Source organism: Sphingomonas panacis, assembly GCF_001717955.1.
GTDB classification, from domain to species: domain Bacteria; phylum Pseudomonadota; class Alphaproteobacteria; order Sphingomonadales; family Sphingomonadaceae; genus Sphingomonas; species Sphingomonas panacis.
Map to the genome: position 1 here is coordinate 3,929,343 of NZ_CP014168.1, position 17,661 is coordinate 3,947,003.

A 17,661-nucleotide genomic window follows, 5' to 3' on the forward strand; every position below is an offset into this window, starting at 1 on the left:
GACGTATGAAATGCAGGTCGGACTGATCGGACTCGGCGCGATGGGGCGCGGCATGGCGGAGAACCTCGCCAAAGGCGGGCATGACGTGCGGATCTGGAACCGCTCGGGCGACGGCGGCAAGCCGATCGCGGGCGCGCGGCTGGTCCAGACGCCGGCCGAGGTGTTCCAATCCGAACTGGTGCTGACGATGCTGTCGGACGATGCCGCGATCCGCTCGGTCGTGCTCGATGCAGGGCTGCTCGCCAACGCGCGGCCGGGGCTGATCCACGCCGTCACCGCGACGATCTCGGTCGCCTTCGCCGAGGAGCTGGCAGCGGCGCATGCGGCGGCGGGGATCGGCTATCTCTCCGCGCCCGTGTTCGGACGGCCCGATGCGGCGGCGGCGGGGCAGCTCAGCGTGGTCGTTGCCGGCGACCCCGCCGCGATCGAGACCGCCCGGCCCGCGTTCGAAGCGATATCGCGGAAAATCTGGGTGCTCGGCGAACACCCCCGCCAAGCCAACGCCGCCAAGATCGCCGGCAACATGATGATCACCTTCGCGATCGAGGCGATGGCGGAAGCGCTGGTGCTGGTCGGCGACAATGACGTCACCACCGAAGCGTTCTTCGAACTGATGCTCGGCACCCTCTTCGGCGGCCGCATCTACGAGACGTACAGCGCCTCGATCGCAGCGGGGAACTTCGAACCCGGTTTCCGGATGCAGCTCGGCCTCAAGGATCTGCGGCTGGCGACCGAGGCGGCGGACACCGCCGGCAAGCGCCTGCCGATGCTCGACACGGTCCGCACGCGAATGAGCGAAGCGGTCGATGCCGGCATGGGCGAGAAGGACTGGTCGGCGATTGCCGAAATGCTGCTTCGGGACGGGTGACGGATCACTCCGTTCGCCCTGAGCGTGTCGAAGGGCGTGCCAAGCAGCGCGGTGTTTGGTTTTGGGCACGTGCTTCGACAGGCTCAGCACGAACGGGTGTAGGATACCCGGTATCGAGAATCAGCGTTGGTGCTCACGCCACCACTCCACGCCGCGCCGCGATGAGGCTCGCGAACTCGCCGATGACCGGTCGCGCGACCAGCAGAACCAGCACGCCGTACACCACGACGCCAACGCTCACGAGGATCGCGAGCGTTGGCAGCGGCGCGAGACCGGCGATCAGCTCGGACACCGCCAGCACCGCCGCGCCCATCCCTGCGGAGGCGATCGCCGCCGGCATCACCGCGCGCAGCAGCGCAGGCGCGGAGGTGCCGATGATCGGTATCGCGAAAGCAGCGGTGATCGCCATGTGCAGCGGCGCCCCGACCACCCAGCCCCACGCCATGCCGACCGCGCCGTAGCGCACGCCGACCACGAAGCAGAGCGGCATGATGAGCGCGCCCGCCGCCGCGCCCCACACCTGCAAGCGCGGGTGGCCAAGCGCGGTGGTGGCGGGCGCGAACAGTACCTGAACGGTCAGGAACGGCATGGCGATGGCGAGCAGCCGCACGATCGGCGTCGCATCATCCCATTTCGGCCCGAGCGCGACATCGACGAACGGCCCCGCCACCGCCGCCAGCCCGACATAGAAAGGCAAAGCGCCGAACATGATGAGCCGAACCGATTTCTCGAACGCCCGGCCCGTCGTCGCGCGATCGGCCTGAAGGCGGGCGTAAGCCGAAAAGGCGACATCGTTGAGCGGCGGCACGAACTTGCTCGTCACGATCTGCGCGAGGAACAGCGATTCCGCGTACAGGCCGAGGTGCCGCGCATCGAGCGTGCGGCCGCCGATGATGACATCCGCCTGAGTCTGGAACAGCCACAGCAGCGAACTGAGCAGCATCGCCCCGCCGAAGCGCACGATCACCCCTGCGCCCTTCAACCGGAAGGTCGGCAGCATGTCGATCCGCGCCGCCACCATCATGCCGACCGCGCGCGACCAGATCACGCACATCGGCGCGGCGACCAGGGTCCACACACCCCATCCGGCCAGCGCGCAGCCGAGCGACGTGCCCGCGCCGATCAGCGCCGAGACGAGGTTGACCTTGGCCTGCACCTTGTAATTGAGCTGGCGGCTGAGCAGCGCGCTCGGCAGCGCCACGAACGGGGTCGCGAGGTACAGGGCCGCCTGCACCACCAGCAGACTGCCGACCATCGGCGTATGGAAATATTGCGCGGCAAGCGGCGCGAGGATCACCTGCGCGAGCGCGATCCCGCCGTTGAGCAGCACGAGGATGCCGAACACCTGCCGGATCAGCATCTTGTCGAGTTCGGGCGTCCGGATCAGCGACGCAGTGAATTCCTGCCCGTTGAGCAGGCTCAGGAACACCAGAACGCTCTGGGTCATGGCAAACAGGCCGTAATCGCGCGGGTCGAGGATACGGATGACGAAGAACGTCGCCGCCCACATGATGAGTTGCGCGATCACCTGACTGCCCGAACGCCACGCGATCGCCTGCACGATCTGCGACGCGAAGGTCTTTTCCACCGGTATCTCGGTCATCGAATTCATCGGCTGGAATGCTCGCGTAACACCATGTACCCCATATGGCCGCGAGAGTGGAGGAAGAGTGAAGAACGCGAGAGAAAGCGCCGCTACCGGCCGCCGCGCCGATCGGGAACGAGAAAATTGAGCAATGTGAAGCTCGCCGCCGCACCCGCCATCAGCATCGCGATCCAGCCGACCGGCCCGAACACCCTGCCCCATGCCAGCCACGCAAGCGCGAAATCGGTCGCGACACACGCCCATGCCGCGCCGCGCAACACGGTTTGTCGCCGCGCCGCGAGCGCTTCGCCGAACCGGGCACGATACTGCCGGTCGGTCGCGAACGCGAACAGCAGGAAAGCCGCCACCGCGACCGCGAACGTGGCCGCGATCATGCCAGCACCATCGCGCGGGCGCGGCTGTGCCGTTTCACGGGAGCATGGCGACTCACCGCGCGCGCCGCCCAGCCGAAACCGAGTCCGAGCGCGAGCAGCGTGAGATCGACACCTGCCAGCGTCCAGTCGCCTGCCGCGATCGTCGCGGGCAGCCCCTTGCGCGTTGCCAGCGCGTCATAAACCGGCAGCGCCAGCAACAGCCCAGCAGCAAGCCCGAGTTGCTCGATCCACGCGCGGCGCGGCGCGCGCACGAACGCGTGGACGATCAGCGCACCCCAGAACGCGAACATCGCGTTGATCTCGCCTTGCGCGCGCGCCTCCATGCCGAGCGGCAGCAGGCGGTTCGCCCAGAGGAACCCGACCATGGCCGTCGGGAAACCGGCGACGAAGCCGATGTTGAGCCGCTCGACCAGCCGGAAACCGAAATGCGGCCGCGCCGGATCGGGCAGTTTCTCGCGTCGCTTGACCGTCCACAGCACCAGCCCGCTCGCCACCATGATCGACCCGCCGACGCCGCACAGGAAATACAGCCAGCGGAGCGGCGCGTCGGCGAAACGCCCGGCATGAAGCCCGATCATCGATCCCGCCGTCAGCACCGCCGCGCCGACCGGCGGCGACACCCAGATCAGCCGCCCGCTCACCCCGTCATAGCTCAGCGACGGCGGGTAGCTGGAGAGCGTGCCGTGGGCGCTTTGCGACAGCGTGACGCGCGCGGCGGCATCGCCCGGCGACGCGACCTGGATATATTCGACCGGCGCGCCGAGCCGCCGCTCGGCATCCTTGAGCAGCGCGGTCAGGTCGACCAACGGCGCTGGCTCGCCGGACCGCGCAACCGGGGCCGACTGGGGGAACAGCTCGGTGAACAACGCGGTCGGGTCACGATAGTTGGCGACCGCCGCCCACGGCATCAGCATCGTCATCAGCGTGACGAGGCCGGTATAGGTTATCATGAGGTGGAACGGCAGGCCGAGCACCGCCACGGCATTGTGTCCATCGAGCCACGACCGCTGGCCCTTGCTACCCCGGAACGTGAAGAAATCACGGAAGATCTTCTTGTGCGTGACGATGCCGGACAGGATCGCGACCAGCATGAACATCGCGCACACCCCCACGATCCAGCGCGACCAGATCACCGGCAGATACTGGAGGTCGAAGTGGAAGCGGTAGAAGAAGTCGCCGCCGCGCGTCTCGCGCGCGACCACGGGCTGGCCATTGCCGTCGATCATCGCGATCGTCTCGCCGCGCGCCGTGCCGGGCTTTTCCTTCGCACCCGGCACCCAGAACACCGTACCGCTCGCCGATCGTTCGGATGGAACGGTGATGAACCACGACACGGCGTCGGGCGAGCGTTTCGTCAGGAAGGCCTGCTCGCCGCGCAACACCCGTGCCGGGTCTTCGATGCGCGGCAGTTCGGGCTGCGCCCAGCGGTTGAGCGCCTCGCGCCAATAGGCGGCGGTGCCCGCGACGAAGACGACGAACAGCACCCAGCCGACCAGCAGCCCGGACCACGTATGGAGCGTCGACTGGCTCTGACGGAAGCCCTTGCTCATGCCCGGCCGCCCGCGAGGATCGATCCCCAGGTGATCGCACCCGCGACCAGCCCGGCGAGCGCCACGGTCCAGAATGCACGCCAGCCGCTACGCGCCGCGAACGCCCACATCGCCGTCACCGCACACACGGCGAATGCGACCAGAGTCGCAGCGACCGCCGCCTGCGCCGGGCCGCCCGGCAACACCCGCGCCAGCGCCATCGCCCACAGGCTCGCCACCGCGTAGCCGCCCGGCATCGCCACGAACACGCGCAACGCCGTGTCGCCGCGATGCCGCCAGCGCGCACCCCGCCCCGCCGCGACCCGGCTCACGCGAGGCTCCGGCGGACGACGGGACACATCATGCCGTTCACCACTTGTACGAGATGGTGCCCTGAACGGTGCGGCGATTGCCGTACCAGCACCACGCATAATCGAGGTAGCAAGTCGTCACGTACTTCTTGTCGAATATGTTGGCCGCGTTCACGCTGAGCGCCAGCCCGTCGAGCCGTGGCGAGAGCTTGCCGAGATTGTACCGCGCGAGCGCATCAAACACGGTGAAGCCCGGCGTGCTGACCGCAGAAGTGCTGCTCGCGGAAATGCTGTCCACCTGGCGCACCGTGCCGCCGATGGCGAAACCTTCCAGATCGCCAGTATGCGGCGCCCATTCGAGGTTGAACGTGGTGCCGCCGCGACCGACGCCGAGAATGCCATAGCCGACCGTCGCCGGATTGGCGGTGTCTTTCACGGTCCGAACCTTCTGGCGGCTGAACGCCAGACGCGCGTTGAAATCATGCGGCAGCGGCGCATTCGCCTCGACCTCGAAGCCTTCCGAGCGGACCTCGCCACCCTGCAAACCGACGAAGGTTATGGGATTGTACGTCACGACATTCGTCTGGTTGATATGGAACCAAGCGCCCGTGACGAGAATGCTGGTGCCCGGCACCATGTATTTCGCGCCGAGTTCGAGTTGCTTGCCAAGTGACGGGCGTGCCGCGCCAAGCGTTCCGTCAGAACGAACCACCACGGCGTTCTGTGGCTCGAACGATGTCGAATAACTCGCATAGGGCGCAAGGCCGAATGCGGTCTTGTAGAGGATGCCGGCGCGATAGGTGAACCGGTCGGACTTCTCGGGCGCGGCCGCTTCGGTAGCGCGCGTCTCCGCCCAGTCTTGGCGCCCGCTGAGCAGAACCCGCAGTCCACCCACCGAAATCTGGTCCTGCGCATAAATGCCGGTCTGTTTCTGATGAGGTTTCAGGATGCTTACGCCAAAACTGTCCGGCACGGTCTCAGGCCCCTGCGGAACGGGCATCGTGCCATAGACCGGCGCGAAGCCGTTCAGCACCGTGCCCGAACCGAAGGCGGACGCCTCATACGAGTCGCCGGTCTGGTAATCGACGCCAAACAGCACGTCATGCTTTAACGCGCCGGTGTCGAAGCTGCCGTGCATCTGGTTATCAAACACCCAAGACGTGCCGCGCTCCCGCGTCGCGTAAGATGCCCGGTTGTAGAGCGTCGAATTCGGATTTGTCGCCGCATCGGCCAGCGGCCCTGCCGCATAAACGATACCGAGCTGCGACGTAGCACGTTGAAAGCGGCCCGCCGCGCGGAAGCTCCAACCCGACCCGAAATCATGATTGAGGATATACGTACCCGCGACCTGATTGCGCTTGAAGTAATTGCCCGGCTCGCCGAAATCGCGGTCGGTCGGCAACTGGCCGTTCGGGTTGGCGAGGAACGTGCCCGAGGCGGGGAACACGCCGTAGCTCCCGTTCTCAGGATCGTGCGAATACGCGCCGAGCAGCGTCAGCTTGGTCGCATGATCGAGGTCGATCGTCACCGCCCCCGAAATCGTCTGGCGCTCGCGGCGGCTGAAGGTCTGTTGCGTATGGGCGCCGTTGACGCTGCCATAGACTCGCCAATGCACCGACGAACCGGCGCTGCCGCCGACATCGGCATCGACCCGGTACAGATCATACGTGCCGTAGGTGCCTGAAACCGCGCCGTAGAAATCCTGATCGAGCGGCAGCTTGCTGGTCAGCGAGACCAGACCGCCGGGGCCGGACTGGCCGTACAGCACCGAGGCCGGCCCCTTGACGATCTCGATCCGGTCGAGCCGCGACACGTCGATCTGCGGGCTGAGATAGCCGGCGCCACCGATCAGCTTCAATCCGTCGAGGAATTGCGGCGCGTCGAACCCGCGCAGCTTGAACTGGTCGTACACCTCGGCGCTCGATCCGCGCTGCTCAGTGGTGACGCCGGCGACAAAGCGCAGCGCCTGATTGAGATTGGCGACACCGAGATTCGCGATGTCAGCTGAACTGATGACGCTGATCGACTGCGGCGTCTCGGCGATTGGCGCGACGCTCTTGGTGCCCGCCGACGATTCGGTGCGCGGCCGCGCGCCAGTGACGACGATCGTGTCGCGATCATCGATGCTGTCATTCAGGGCGCTGTCCGCAACAGCGTTCGCACCCTCGGCGACGGCGGGCGCTGCCCATGCCGGGGTACAATACACGGCCGTGCTCATCAGCAGGCCAGCGAAAAGATGACGCGTCATTCCATTCCCCGAATCAAGTCTCAGGGCGGCCAAGTGCCGTATTTGAGAGCGATTATCAATATCACTAGACAGAAAGTGCGATGAGCCACAGTGATCGCGCCAGCGCAGCGCCGTTGCCAATCGTGATGACACCGGTTTACCATCAGCCCAAACAGAGCGGATGGAGAGAACGGACATGGCACACGCGCCAGAGAATCATCCGGCGGTGATCGACCGCCGCGCGCTGATCGGCGGTGCGGCCGCCGGTGCGACGCTCGCACTGCTGCCGCGCTCCGCCCGCGCCATCGCAGCCGCGAAGCGCGTTACCGCGCCCGCTGGCATCTTCGTCGGCGAAGGTCAGGTTGGCAATGTCTCCACCCCTGTCTGGAGCTTTCGCGGCATCCGCTACGCCACCGCCGAGCGCTTCCGCGCACCACGCCCTTACGCCACGCCGGGCAAGCACCGCGACGCCACCGCCTTCGGCCCGGTTTGCCCGCAAACCGGCAACGCCTACGCTCCGCAATCCGAAGACTGCCTGTACCTCAACGTCTGGACCGCCAACCCGGAGCCGCGCGCGAAGCTGCCGGTGATGCTCTACATCCACGGCGGCGCCTATTCGGGTGGCAGCGTCACCGATCCGCTCAATGACGGCGCCACGCTCGCCGGGCGCGGCGATGTCGTCGTCGTCACCGTCAACCACCGGCTCAACGCGTTCGGCTATCTCTATCTCGCACGGCTCGATCCACGTTTCCCAGACAGCGGCAACGCCGGCCAGCTCGATCTGATCTGCGCATTGCGCTGGGTGCGCGACAACATCGCCGCCTTCGGTGGCGATCCCGGGCGGATCATGCTGTTCGGCCAGTCCGGCGGCGGCGCCAAGATCGCCACGCTCACCGGCATGCCCGCCGCCACCGGCCTATTCCACCGCGCCGCGACGATGAGCGGCCAGCAGGTGACCGCGCAAGGCCCGCTCCACGCGACCGAGCGCACGCGCGCCTTCCTCGACGCGGTCGGCGTCAAACCGGGCGCGCTCCAGCCGCTGCTCGACATGCCCGCCGAAAGGCTTGTCGAGGGGCTGCACGCGCGCGATCCGGTGATGGCCGGCGCGGTCTCGTTCGCGCCCGTGCTCGACATGACCTGGCTGGTCCGACACCCGTTCTGGCCCGATGCCAACCCGATCGGCCGCTCGATCCCGATAATCCTCGGCAACACGCATGACGAGACACGCGGCTTCATCGCGCCTGAGACCACGAAGACGCTGACCTGGGATACGCTGCCAGACCGGCTCGCCCCCGAATTGCGGATCGACGTGCTGCCCGAATGGGTCGTCGGCGAATATCGCACGCAGTTCCCCGACTGGTCATCGAGCGACGTGTTCTACGCCGCGAGCACCGCCGGGCGAAGTTGGCGCGGACAAGTGATCGAGGCCGAGGAGCGCGCCCGCGCCGGCGCGCCGGCCTGGGTCTATCAGGTCGATTTCACCTCGCGCACCGATCCGCGGCGCGGCGCTTTCCATACGATCGACATCCCGCTCGTGTTCGGCACGCTCGGCGCGACCGGCTCGCAAGCGGGCACCGGCCCGGATGCACGCGCCGCCTCCGATGCGATGCAGGACAGTTTCGTCGCCTTCGCCCGCACCGGCGACCCCAACCACGCCGGACTGCCGGCGTGGCCGCGCTACGATCTCGCCACCCGCGCGACGATGGTCTTCGACGCGAACAGCCGGGTCGAGAACGATCCGCGCCGCTGGCAACGCGAACTGTTCGCCCGCATCCCCTACATCCAGCCGGGCACCTGATTCGAAGCGGAGACCGTCAGGCCGCGCGGAACCGCGCCCGCGTCAGTTCGACCGGACGCCCCGGCACCAACTCGATCCGCTGCGAAACCCCACCATAGCGCACCGTCGCCGGCCCCGCCCGCGTCGCGACGATCGTCGCCGAGGCGAGCGCACCGTCGCGCCACGCGATATCCAGCGTATAGCCGCCGCGCGCGCACAGGCCGCGCACCGATCCGCTCGGCCACGCCTTCGGTAGCGCCGGCAGCAGCCGGATCACCCCGCCCTGGCTTTGCAGCAGCATCTCGGTCATGCCCGAGGTGCCGCCGAAATTGCCGTCGATCTGGAACGGCGGATGCGCGTCGAACAGATTGGGGTAGGTGCGCTCCGGCCCGAGCAGGAAGCGCAGGATCTCATGCGCGTGGTCGCCGTCGCGCAGCCGCGCCCACAGGTTGATCCGCCACGCCGTCGCCCACCCGGTCGCGCGGTCGCCACGGATTTCGAGCGACCGCTTCGCCGCCGCCGCCAGCGCGGGCGTGCGGTCAAGGTCAATCTGGTCGCTCGGGAACAGCCCATAGAGATGCGAGACGTGGCGGTGGTGAATGTCCTCCGCGCCCATGTCCCAGTCGAACGGCCATTCCTGCAACTGCCCGGCCGATCCGATCTTGAGCGGTAGCAGTTTCGCTCGCGCCGCCGCGATCTCGCCCGCCAGCGCGGCATCGGTGCCAAGGATCTTCGCCGCTGCGATCGTCTGGTCGAACAGGTCGCGCAGGATCTCCATGTCCATCGTCGGCCCGAAGATCAGCGACGCGCCATGCCCGTGCGGATTCTCGGGCGAGAGCGACGGGTTGGTGACGAGATGCCCGCTCGCCGGATCGACCTGCAGCGTATCGAGGAAGAACAGGCACGCGCCACGCATCAGCGGATAGACCGAAGCGAGGAAAGCGGCGTCGCGGTGGAAGTCATAATGCTCCCACAGATGCGTACACAACCACGCCCCGCCAAGCGGCCACAATCCATACGGCGCGCCGTCGATCGGCGCGGTCGCGCGCCACAGATCGGTGTTGTGATGCGCCACCCAGCCGCGCGCGCCGTACATCTCGCGCGCGGTGCGCCCGCCCGTCACCGACAGATCGCGCACCAGCCGCACCAGCGGCTCGACACACTCGGCGAGATTGGTCGTCTCCGCCGGCCAATAGTTCATCTCGGTGTTGATGTTGATCGTGTACTTGCTGCCCCACGGCGGGTTGTTCGATTCATTCCACAGCCCTTGCAGATTGGCGGCCTGCCCGCCCGGCCGCGACGAACCGATCAACAGATAGCGGCCATAATGATAATAAAGCGCGGCCAACCCCGGATCGTCCTGAGTCACCGCAGCGGCGATGCGCTGATCGGTCGGCAGCGCGCGGCCTGGCGTGGCGCCGAGGTCGATCGCGACGCGGCGGAACAGGCGGCGGTGGTCGGCGCTGGTATCGGCGGCGATACGCGCGAAGCTCCGGCCGCTGGCGGCGGCGATCTGCGCGCGCGTGATCGCGTCGGGATCGCCGCCGACATCGTCGAACCGCCGATAGCTGGTCGCCATTGCGATCAGCACCGTCACCGAGTCCGCATGAGACACGGTCAGCGCAGCGCCATCGGCAGCGACCGTGCCGCCCTGCGCCAGCACGCGCACCCGCGCAGCGAAGCGTAAGGCGGCCGGAATGCCTTCGTCGGGCTCGTTGCGGCCGCTGAGCACGATCGTATTGCGCCCCTCGACGACGACCGACGACTCCTTCATCCCCGTAGTCAGTGCGAGCCGCAGCGAAACCTTGCCGGGTGTGTCGGCGGCGATCCGCACCGCGATCACCTGATCGATCGCCGACGCCACCACCGTGCGCGTGAAGCGCACGCCGTCGTGCGTGAAGCGAGTCACCGCCTCCGCCGCGTCGAGGTCGAGCGCGCGGCGATAGTCCTTCGCCTGCGCGTCGGTGACCCCCGGCATCGTGATCGCCAGGTCGCCGACGGATTTGTATTTGGTCTGTTTGAGCGGCATCGCCATCACATGCGCCTGGGCATAAGCCTCGGCCTCGGCGTAGCGGCCAGCGAAGATCAGCCGGCGCACTTCGGGCAGGCTGGCACGCGCCTGCGGGTTGACCGGATCATAGGGGCCACCGCCCCACAAGCTACTCTCGTTGAGCTGGAGCCGTTCCGCGCCGATCCCGCCGAACACCATCGCGCCGATCCGCCCATTGCCGACCGGCAACGCCTCGGTCCAGACGGCGGCGGGGCGCGTGTACCACAGCAAGGTCTCGCTCGCCGCCTGCGCCGGTGTCGCGGCCGCGGCGGAAGGCAAGCCCGCAACAACCACGCCGGCGCCACCCGATGCCAGCGCGAGCGCGACCGCCTCGCGGCGTGTGACCGCTCCTGATTCGTCGATCATCCCGCTCCACCTCGATTGTTTGAAACCGTTTGTCGTTGTGAAAACGCGTTTGCAAGCGATGCTCGCCGACGTGTTTACGCTTGATAGCCTATAAGATTGGCCCTAACTTTTAAATATGAAATCTGATTATCGTATCATCGTGAGAGACATGGACGCGTGACACGCATCACCGGCCTCCGCACGCTCGACCTGCGTTTTCCGACCAGTGCGTCGCTCGACGGGTCGGACGCGATGAACCCCGATCCCGATTATTCCGCCGCCTATGTGATCCTCGACACCGACGTCCCGGGTCTCGGCGGCCACGGCCTCACCTTCACGATCGGGCGCGGCAACGAAGTCTGCGTCGCCGCGATCGAGGCGCTGCGCGATCTGGTGGTGGGCCTCGATCTCGACTGGATCACCGCCGACGCCGGGCGTTTCTGGCGCCACATCACCTCCGACAGCCAGTTGCGCTGGATCGGGCCGGACAAGGGTGCGATCCATCTCGCCACCGGCGCCGTGGTCAATGCGGTGTGGGATCTTTGGGCGAAGGCCGCCAGCAAGCCTTTGTGGCGGCTGGTCGCCGAGATGTCGCCCGAGGAGATCGTCCGCGCGGTCGATTTCCGCTATCTCACCGATTGCATCACCCCCGATGAGGCGCTCGCGCTGCTACGGTCGCGCGAGGCCGGCAAGGCCGAGCGCGTCGCCACGCTCGAGGCCGAGGGTTACCCCTGCTACACCACCTCGGCGGGCTGGCTGGGCTATTCGGATGAAAAGCTGCGGCGGCTCGCGGAAGAAGCGGTCGCGGCGGGCTTCAACCACCTCAAGCTCAAGGTCGGCGCCAATCTCGACGACGATATCCGCCGTCTCCGCATCGCGCGCGGGGCGATCGGGCCGGACCGCGCACTGATGATCGACGCCAATCAGGTGTGGGAGGTCGATCAGGCGATCGACTGGGTCAATGCGCTCGCCTTCGCGAAGCCGTGGTTCATCGAGGAGCCGACCAGCCCCGACGACGTGCTCGGCCACGCCGCGATCCGGCGCGGCATCGGCGAGGTCAAGGTCGCGACCGGCGAGATGTGCCAGAACCGCATCCTCTTCAAACAGTTCATCATGGCCGGCGCGGTCGATGTCGTTCAGATCGACGCATGCCGGATCGGCGGCGTCAACGAGATCCTCGCGGTGCTGCTGATGGCCGCCAAATACGATCTGCCGGTCTGCCCGCACGCGGGCGGGGTGGGTCTGTGCGAATATGTCCAGCACCTCGCGATGATCGACTATGTCGCCATCTCGGGCACGCGCGAGGGCCGCGTGATCGAATATGTCGACCATCTCCACGAGCATTTCCTCGATCCCTGCACGATCCGCGACGCCGCCTATCTGCCGCCGACGCGCCCGGGCTTCTCGATCGAGATGAAGCCCGAGACACTCGTGCGATACCGCTTTCAGAACGATACGACGGCGTGAAGCGCCGCTGACCCAAGAACGAGAGGATAGACGATGCTGGCAATGGAGGAGACCCCGGGCGCGCGGGAACGCACGACGACACGCGGCGGCTATGCCGCGGCGATCGCGATCACCGTCTGCCTGTTCTTCCTGTGGGGGATGGCCAACAACCTCAACGACATCCTGATCGCGCAGTTCAAGAAGGCGTTCGTCCTCACCGATTTCGCGACCAGCTTCGTCCAGCAAGTGTTCGACCTCGGCTATTTCCTGTTCGCGATCCCCGCCTCGCTGCTGCTGCGCGCGCGCGGCTACAAGGCCGGGATCGTCACCGGGCTGGTGTTGTATGGGATCGGCGCGTTGCTGTTCTATCCGGCGGCGGCATCGAGCCGATATGAGCTGTTCCTCCTCGCTTTGTTCGTCATCGCCTCGGGCCTCGCCTTTCTGGAGACGTCGGCCAATCCGTTGATGACCGAGTTGGGCGATGCCACCACCGCCGCACGCCGCCTCAACTGGGCGCAGGCGGCCAACCCGATCGGCGCGATCACCGGCATCCTCGTCGGCCGCAACTTCATCCTGTCCGGCATCCGTCATGACGAAGCCACGCTCGCCGGCATGTCGGCGGCGCAGCGCATCGGCTATTACCGCGCCGAGGTGCAGGCGGTGCAGACGCCGTATCTCATCATCGCGCTGGTCGTGCTCGCCTTCGCGGTCGCCGCGATCGTGGTGCGCTTCCCCGAGGGCGACCGCGAGGCCGCGAGTTCAGCCCCGCGTCCGCCCTTCTCCGCCGTGTTCGGCAAGCCGTGGCTGCTCGCGGCGGCCTTCGCGCAATTCTGCTATGTCGGCGCGCAGGTCGGGTTGTGGAGCTTCACGATCCGCTATGCCGAAGCGAACGTACCCAGCCTCGGCGAACGCGCCGCCGCCGACATGCTGTTCGCCTCGCTCGTCTTGTTCGCGATCGGCCGTTTCACCGGCACCGCGCTGATGGGCCGCGTGCGACCGGCAACGCTGCTGCTGGTGTTCTCGCTTCTCTCCTGCGCGCTCGCCGCCGTCGCCGCGCTGGCGGGCGGTCAGATCGGCCTGTACGCCTTGGTCGCGGCGAGCTTCTTCATGTCGATCCAGTTCCCCACCATCTTCGCGCTCGGCGTGGAAGGTCTCGGGCCATTGCGACGCGCCGGCGCATCGCTCATCATCATGGCGATCATCGGCGGCGCGGCGCTCACCGCGCTGATGGGCTGGACCTCCGACCACAGTTCGATCGCCACCGCGATGCTCGTGCCCGCCGTCGCGTTCGTCGCGATCGCCGTTTTCGCTTTCGGCGCGTTGCGCCGCCCTCTCCCATCCAACTCTGGTGATTGATCCATGCACGTCGTAACATGCTGCGAACCCGGCACGCTTGCTCTCGAAACCCGCGACGCCCCCGTGCCCGCGCCCGGCGAGGTGCTGGTCCGCATCCGCCGCGTCGGTGTGTGCGGCACCGATTACCACATCTTCCGCGGCACCCAGCCCTATCTCAACTATCCGCGCGTGATGGGTCATGAACTGGCCGGCGTCGTCGAAGCGGCGGACGCGGCGAGCGGCTTCGCAACCGGCACGCCGGTCTGCATCATGCCCTATCTGTTCTGCGGGCATTGCGTCGCCTGCATAAAGGGCAAGACCAATTGCTGCGTCAACATCCAGGTGCTCGGCGTCCACCGCGACGGCGGCCTTGCCGAACTGCTCGCAATCGAACCGCGCTACCTGCTCGACGCGAGCGGCCTCACGCTCGATCAGGCGGCGATGGTCGAGTTCCTCGCGATCGGTTACCACGCGGTCAGGCGCGCCGCGCTTTCCGCCGGTGAGCGTGTGCTGGTGGTCGGCGCCGGGCCGATCGGCATGGCGGTGGCCTTGTTCGCGGGCTTGCAGGGCGCGGATGTCACCGTGCTCGACGGCAACGCGGCCCGCGCGCGCTTCTGCGTCGAAAAGCTCGGCGCGCACGCGGCGGTGGCGCTTGATGCCGACACGCGGCAGCGGCTCGCCGATATCAGCGATGGTGCCTTCTTCGACGCGGTGTTCGATGCGACCGGCAACGCCAAGGCGATGGAAACCGGCTTCGGCTATGTCGCGCACGGCGGGCGCTACGTGCTGGTGTCGGTGGTCGCGGCGGACATCACCTTCAGCGATCCCGAATTCCACAAGCGCGAGACCACCCTGCTCGGCAGCCGCAACGCCACGCTCGATGATTTCGCGGCGGTGATCGCGCTGATCCGCGAAGGCCGCGTGCCAACGGATGCGATGCACACGCACAGCGCCGCGCTCGCCGATCTGCCCGACGTCATCACCCAGTGGATGGACCCGGACGTCGGTGTCATCAAGGCGATCGTCGAGGTCTGACTCACACCGCGCGGCTGAACCGCTGCGCGTCGGACTGGCGATAGACGTCGAACGCGGCGGCGGCGAGGCGGGCATAGGCTCGGCCCTCGTCCCGCACCGTCACGCGCCAGCCCTGAACGCGCACCAGATCGTGCGCCACAAGCTCGCGCAGTCCGCCGAGTGCGCCGTGCAACGGCCCCAGACAAGCGCCGTGCGCGCGGGCGACATCGCACAGATCGACGCTCCCGTCGCACAGCAGCCGCTCGATGATGTCACCGCGCAGCCGGTCGTCGGCGGCCCGGACGATCCCGCGCGCGCCCGCGAGACCGCCGTTGGCCGCGCGCAACCGATACCGGCCGACATGCTTCTCATTCTGCACGAGCAGCCCCGCATACTGGCTGATCGACGACGCGCCGAGACCGACGATCGCCTCGCCCGGCTCGTCGGTGAAGCCCTGAAAATTGCGCCGCAGCCGCCCCTCCGCCGCCGCGACCGCGAGGCTGTCGGTCGCCTTCGCGAAATGATCGAACCCGACCGCGGCGTAGCCGGCGGCAGTCAGCACATCATGCGCCAGCGTGCTCTGCCCGAAGCGCGCGGCGGCATCGGGCAGAAGCGCGTCGTCGATCATGCGCTGGCGCGGCAGCAGGCGCGGCATATGCGCATAGCCGAACATCGCGATCCGGTCGGGCGCGAGATCCAGCGCCAGCTCCAGCGTCTCGGTCAGATCGTCAGCGGTCTGGCCGGGCAGACCGTACATCAGGTCGAGGTTGACCGCCGCGATCCCCGCGGCGCGGAGATCGGCAACCGCGCGCGCCACCATCGCATACGGCTGCACCCGGTTGATCTTCTCCTGAATGTGCCGCGCGAAGGTCTGCGCACCGAGGCTGACGCGAGTCACCCCCGCTTCCGCCAGCGCATCGCAATACGCCCGATCGAGCGTGCGCGGATCGAGTTCGGCGGCGATCTCCAGTCGCTCGGCGCAATCGAAACGGTGGCGCAGCAGATCGGTCAGCGCGATGAAATCCTCCGCCGGCACCGCATTGGGGCTGCCCCCGCCGAAATGCACCGCGACGACGCGCCCGCGCAGCCGCGCCGCGACCGCGTCGATCTCCTGCCCCAGCGCGGCCAGATATGCCGCCATCCGCTCGGGCCGCCCGATCGCGCCGGTGTTGCAGCCACAATACCAGCAGATCTCATGGCAATAGGGGATGTGGACATAGAGCGACACCGGCGTTCCCGGCGCGACCGCATCCAGCGCAGCCCTCTGATCGGCGACACCGACGCGGTCGTGAAACTCCGCCGCCGTCGGGTAGCTGGTATAGCGCGGTACGGACCGGCTCGCGAGATCGGGGATATAGCGGCGCATGCACTTTGGTCGCAGGGCCTCGCGCGACCATCCTTGATCCCGGTCAAATCCAGCGGCCCGAAAATTTGCGCTGGATCAATGTTGCCACCCAACCCCGGTTCTAGCCCGGCCCCACCAACCAGATGGGGAACCAATATGCGTATCATCACCGCCCTCGCGCTCACCGCCGCGGCCTGTGCCGCGATGCCAGCTCAAGCCCAGGAGAAGGGCGACGTGCTGATGCGCGTCCGCGCGATCATGGTGTCGCCCAACGAGAAATCCGGCGGGGTAGAGCCGAGCTTCCCCGGCGCCCGCGTCGGCGTGACCGACAGCTACGCACCCGAAATCGATTTCACCTATATGGTGACCGATCATATCGGCACCGAGTTGATCCTCGGCACCACCAAGCATGACGTGCAGGGCCGCGCCGCGCTCTCCGGGATCGACAAGCTCGCCGGAACCTGGGTGCTCCCGCCGACGCTGACTCTGCAATATCATTTCGCTGATCCGCACGCGACGGTGCGCCCCTATGTCGGCGCGGGCGTGAACTACACGATCTTCTATTCGTCCAAGGCGAGCGGCGCGCTCAACGCCGCGATCGGCGATACCAAGGTCCACCTCAACGATAGCTTTGGCTATGCGCTTCAGGCCGGCGTCGATGTCAACATCACGCGCAAGGTCTTCGCCAATCTCGACGTCAAATATATCGACATGGACACGACGGCCCGGCTCCACACCGGCAGCGCGACCAACAGCGTCAAGGTCAGCATCGATCCGCTGGTGTTCGGCATCGGCATTGGCCTCCGGCTTTGATCAATGCGCGCACGGCTTTGACCTCAGTCAACGCCGTGCGCGAGCCTTCCGCCGAAATAGCAGGCAAGGAGAGCCTGCATGCACGACCCTGACACCAGAGCCGGAGGCTACCCCTTCGTTAGTGGCCGCTGGCACGTGATCGACGAGATCGATCTCGTCGGTCTCGTCGCGGACCACGCCGCCGCCGAACGGCTCTGTGCGCGGCTGGAAGCCTGCGCCGACCAGCTTCCCCAGCGCCCTGCGCCAGCCGAGATCGGCGATCTGTGCGCGGCGCTGCAATCCAGCATCGTCGACCACGTCGAATCCGAAGACCGCTTCCTCGCCACCATGTTCGCGCACGATTTGCGCGATCCGCTCTGTCACGCGCTGCTCGACCATATTCACACGCGCCATGTCGCCTGCACGGTGCTCGCGCAGGATCTGATCGCCTCGCTCGACGCCACCGCGCCGGGACACCGCACCATCTGCGCGGAGGCGCTCGGCTATATGCTACGCTGCTTCTTCGACGGGTGCCGCGCGGCGATGGCGTTCGAGGAACTGGCGATCGTCGTGCTCGCCGGCACGCGGCTCACCCGCGAAGCGCGCGCGCTGCTCACCGGGCGGCTCGCCGCCGCCTGACCC

General features: G+C 67.2%; 14 protein-coding genes. 7 read left to right on the plus strand and 7 right to left on the minus strand.

From position 1 onward, the window contains the following. Positions 1 to 10: 10 nt before the first annotated feature. Positions 11 to 868 (plus strand): NAD(P)-dependent oxidoreductase, encoded by an 858-nt coding sequence (locus J0A91_RS17900; RefSeq protein WP_069206028.1) that lies wholly within the window; start codon positions 11 to 13, stop codon positions 866 to 868. Between the two features lie 133 nt (positions 869 to 1,001). On the opposite strand, the gene J0A91_RS17905 is transcribed toward J0A91_RS17900, so the two are convergent. From J0A91_RS17905 to J0A91_RS17925, 5 genes are all read right to left on the minus strand, one after another. Further along, on the minus strand, positions 1,002 to 2,471 hold the full coding sequence (locus J0A91_RS17905) for a lipopolysaccharide biosynthesis protein (RefSeq protein WP_240502063.1): 1,470 nt from the start codon (positions 2,469 to 2,471) through the stop codon (positions 1,002 to 1,004). A 92-nt stretch (positions 2,472 to 2,563) separates the two neighbouring features. After that, positions 2,564 to 2,848: a DUF3325 family protein gene (locus J0A91_RS17910; RefSeq protein ID WP_069206030.1), complete on the minus strand. Its 285-nt coding sequence runs from the start codon at positions 2,846 to 2,848 to the stop codon at positions 2,564 to 2,566. Then, the gene (locus J0A91_RS17915) at positions 2,845 to 4,398 is read right to left on the minus strand and encodes a PepSY-associated TM helix domain-containing protein (RefSeq protein ID WP_069206031.1); all 1,554 of its coding nucleotides are present in this window, start codon (positions 4,396 to 4,398) and stop codon (positions 2,845 to 2,847) included. The genes J0A91_RS17910 and J0A91_RS17915 overlap by 4 nt, the downstream gene beginning before the upstream one ends. Continuing rightward, complete coding sequence (locus J0A91_RS17920) at positions 4,395 to 4,709, minus strand: hypothetical protein (protein ID WP_150126955.1); 315 nt, start codon at positions 4,707 to 4,709, stop codon at positions 4,395 to 4,397. The genes J0A91_RS17915 and J0A91_RS17920 overlap by 4 nt, the downstream gene beginning before the upstream one ends. Before the next feature lie 37 nt (positions 4,710 to 4,746). Continuing rightward, positions 4,747 to 7,113, minus strand: a complete 2,367-nt coding sequence (locus J0A91_RS17925; RefSeq protein WP_240502064.1) for a TonB-dependent siderophore receptor — start codon at positions 7,111 to 7,113, stop codon at positions 4,747 to 4,749. Here J0A91_RS17925 and J0A91_RS17930 point away from each other — a divergent pair. Continuing rightward, on the plus strand, positions 7,112 to 8,713 hold the full coding sequence (locus J0A91_RS17930) for a carboxylesterase/lipase family protein (RefSeq protein ID WP_069206034.1): 1,602 nt from the start codon (positions 7,112 to 7,114) through the stop codon (positions 8,711 to 8,713). The genes J0A91_RS17925 and J0A91_RS17930 overlap by 2 nt on opposite strands. Before the next feature lie 16 nt (positions 8,714 to 8,729). Here J0A91_RS17930 and J0A91_RS17935 read toward each other — a convergent pair whose 3' ends face one another. Further along, positions 8,730 to 11,108 (minus strand): glycoside hydrolase family 95 protein, encoded by a 2,379-nt coding sequence (locus J0A91_RS17935; protein ID WP_069206035.1) that lies wholly within the window; start codon positions 11,106 to 11,108, stop codon positions 8,730 to 8,732. 156 nt (positions 11,109 to 11,264) lie between these two features. Here J0A91_RS17935 and J0A91_RS17940 point away from each other — a divergent pair, with 156 nt between their 5' ends. Genes J0A91_RS17940 through J0A91_RS17950 form a run of 3 tightly spaced genes read left to right on the plus strand, consistent with a single transcriptional unit; the run spans position 11,265 to position 14,903 of the window. Then, positions 11,265 to 12,554 (plus strand): L-fuconate dehydratase, encoded by a 1,290-nt coding sequence (locus J0A91_RS17940; protein ID WP_069206036.1) that lies wholly within the window; start codon positions 11,265 to 11,267, stop codon positions 12,552 to 12,554. Between the two features lie 33 nt (positions 12,555 to 12,587). Then, entirely contained in the window at positions 12,588 to 13,889 is a 1,302-nt protein-coding gene (gene fucP / locus J0A91_RS17945) for an L-fucose:H+ symporter permease (RefSeq protein ID WP_338056894.1), read from the plus strand. A gap of 3 nt (positions 13,890 to 13,892) precedes the next feature. Next, a complete protein-coding gene (locus J0A91_RS17950; RefSeq protein ID WP_069206038.1) occupies positions 13,893 to 14,903 on the plus strand; it encodes a zinc-binding alcohol dehydrogenase family protein in 1,011 nt (336 codons plus the stop codon). A gap of 1 nt (position 14,904) precedes the next feature. On the opposite strand, the gene hemN is transcribed toward J0A91_RS17950, so the two are convergent. Continuing rightward, positions 14,905 to 16,248 carry an oxygen-independent coproporphyrinogen III oxidase gene (gene hemN, locus J0A91_RS17955; protein WP_069206039.1) on the minus strand — a complete coding sequence of 448 codons (1,344 nt, stop codon included), beginning with the start codon at positions 16,246 to 16,248 and terminating at the stop codon, positions 14,905 to 14,907. A gap of 135 nt (positions 16,249 to 16,383) precedes the next feature. Here hemN and J0A91_RS17960 point away from each other — a divergent pair, with 135 nt between their 5' ends. Both J0A91_RS17960 and J0A91_RS17965 read left to right on the plus strand, forming a co-directional pair. Beyond that, entirely contained in the window at positions 16,384 to 17,040 is a 657-nt protein-coding gene (locus tag J0A91_RS17960) for an OmpW/AlkL family protein (protein ID WP_069206040.1), read from the plus strand. A gap of 78 nt (positions 17,041 to 17,118) precedes the next feature. Then, positions 17,119 to 17,658 carry a hemerythrin domain-containing protein gene (locus tag J0A91_RS17965; protein ID WP_069206041.1) on the plus strand — a complete coding sequence of 180 codons (540 nt, stop codon included), beginning with the start codon at positions 17,119 to 17,121 and terminating at the stop codon, positions 17,656 to 17,658. Positions 17,659 to 17,661: the final 3 nt, after the last annotated feature.

Excerpts from the sequence above, each read along its gene's own strand:
- J0A91_RS17900 (WP_069206028.1), top strand. The coding sequence starts at position 11 with ATGCAGGTCGGACTGATCGGACTCGGCGCGATGGGGCGCGGCATGGCG.
- J0A91_RS17905 (WP_240502063.1), bottom strand. The coding sequence starts at position 2,471 with ATGACCGAGATACCGGTGGAAAAGACCTTCGCGTCGCAGATCGTGCAG.
- J0A91_RS17910 (WP_069206030.1), bottom strand. The coding sequence starts at position 2,848 with ATGATCGCGGCCACGTTCGCGGTCGCGGTGGCGGCTTTCCTGCTGTTC.
- J0A91_RS17915 (WP_069206031.1), bottom strand. The coding sequence starts at position 4,398 with ATGAGCAAGGGCTTCCGTCAGAGCCAGTCGACGCTCCATACGTGGTCC.
- J0A91_RS17930 (WP_069206034.1), top strand. The coding sequence starts at position 7,112 with ATGGCACACGCGCCAGAGAATCATCCGGCGGTGATCGACCGCCGCGCG.
- J0A91_RS17925 (WP_240502064.1), bottom strand. The coding sequence starts at position 7,113 with ATGTCCGTTCTCTCCATCCGCTCTGTTTGGGCTGATGGTAAACCGGTG.
- J0A91_RS17935 (WP_069206035.1), bottom strand. The coding sequence starts at position 11,108 with ATGATCGACGAATCAGGAGCGGTCACACGCCGCGAGGCGGTCGCGCTC.
- fucP (WP_338056894.1), top strand. The coding sequence starts at position 12,588 with ATGCTGGCAATGGAGGAGACCCCGGGCGCGCGGGAACGCACGACGACA.
- J0A91_RS17950 (WP_069206038.1), top strand. The coding sequence starts at position 13,893 with ATGCACGTCGTAACATGCTGCGAACCCGGCACGCTTGCTCTCGAAACC.
- hemN (WP_069206039.1), bottom strand. The coding sequence starts at position 16,248 with ATGCGCCGCTATATCCCCGATCTCGCGAGCCGGTCCGTACCGCGCTAT.
- J0A91_RS17960 (WP_069206040.1), top strand. The coding sequence starts at position 16,384 with ATGCGTATCATCACCGCCCTCGCGCTCACCGCCGCGGCCTGTGCCGCG.
- J0A91_RS17965 (WP_069206041.1), top strand. The coding sequence starts at position 17,119 with ATGCACGACCCTGACACCAGAGCCGGAGGCTACCCCTTCGTTAGTGGC.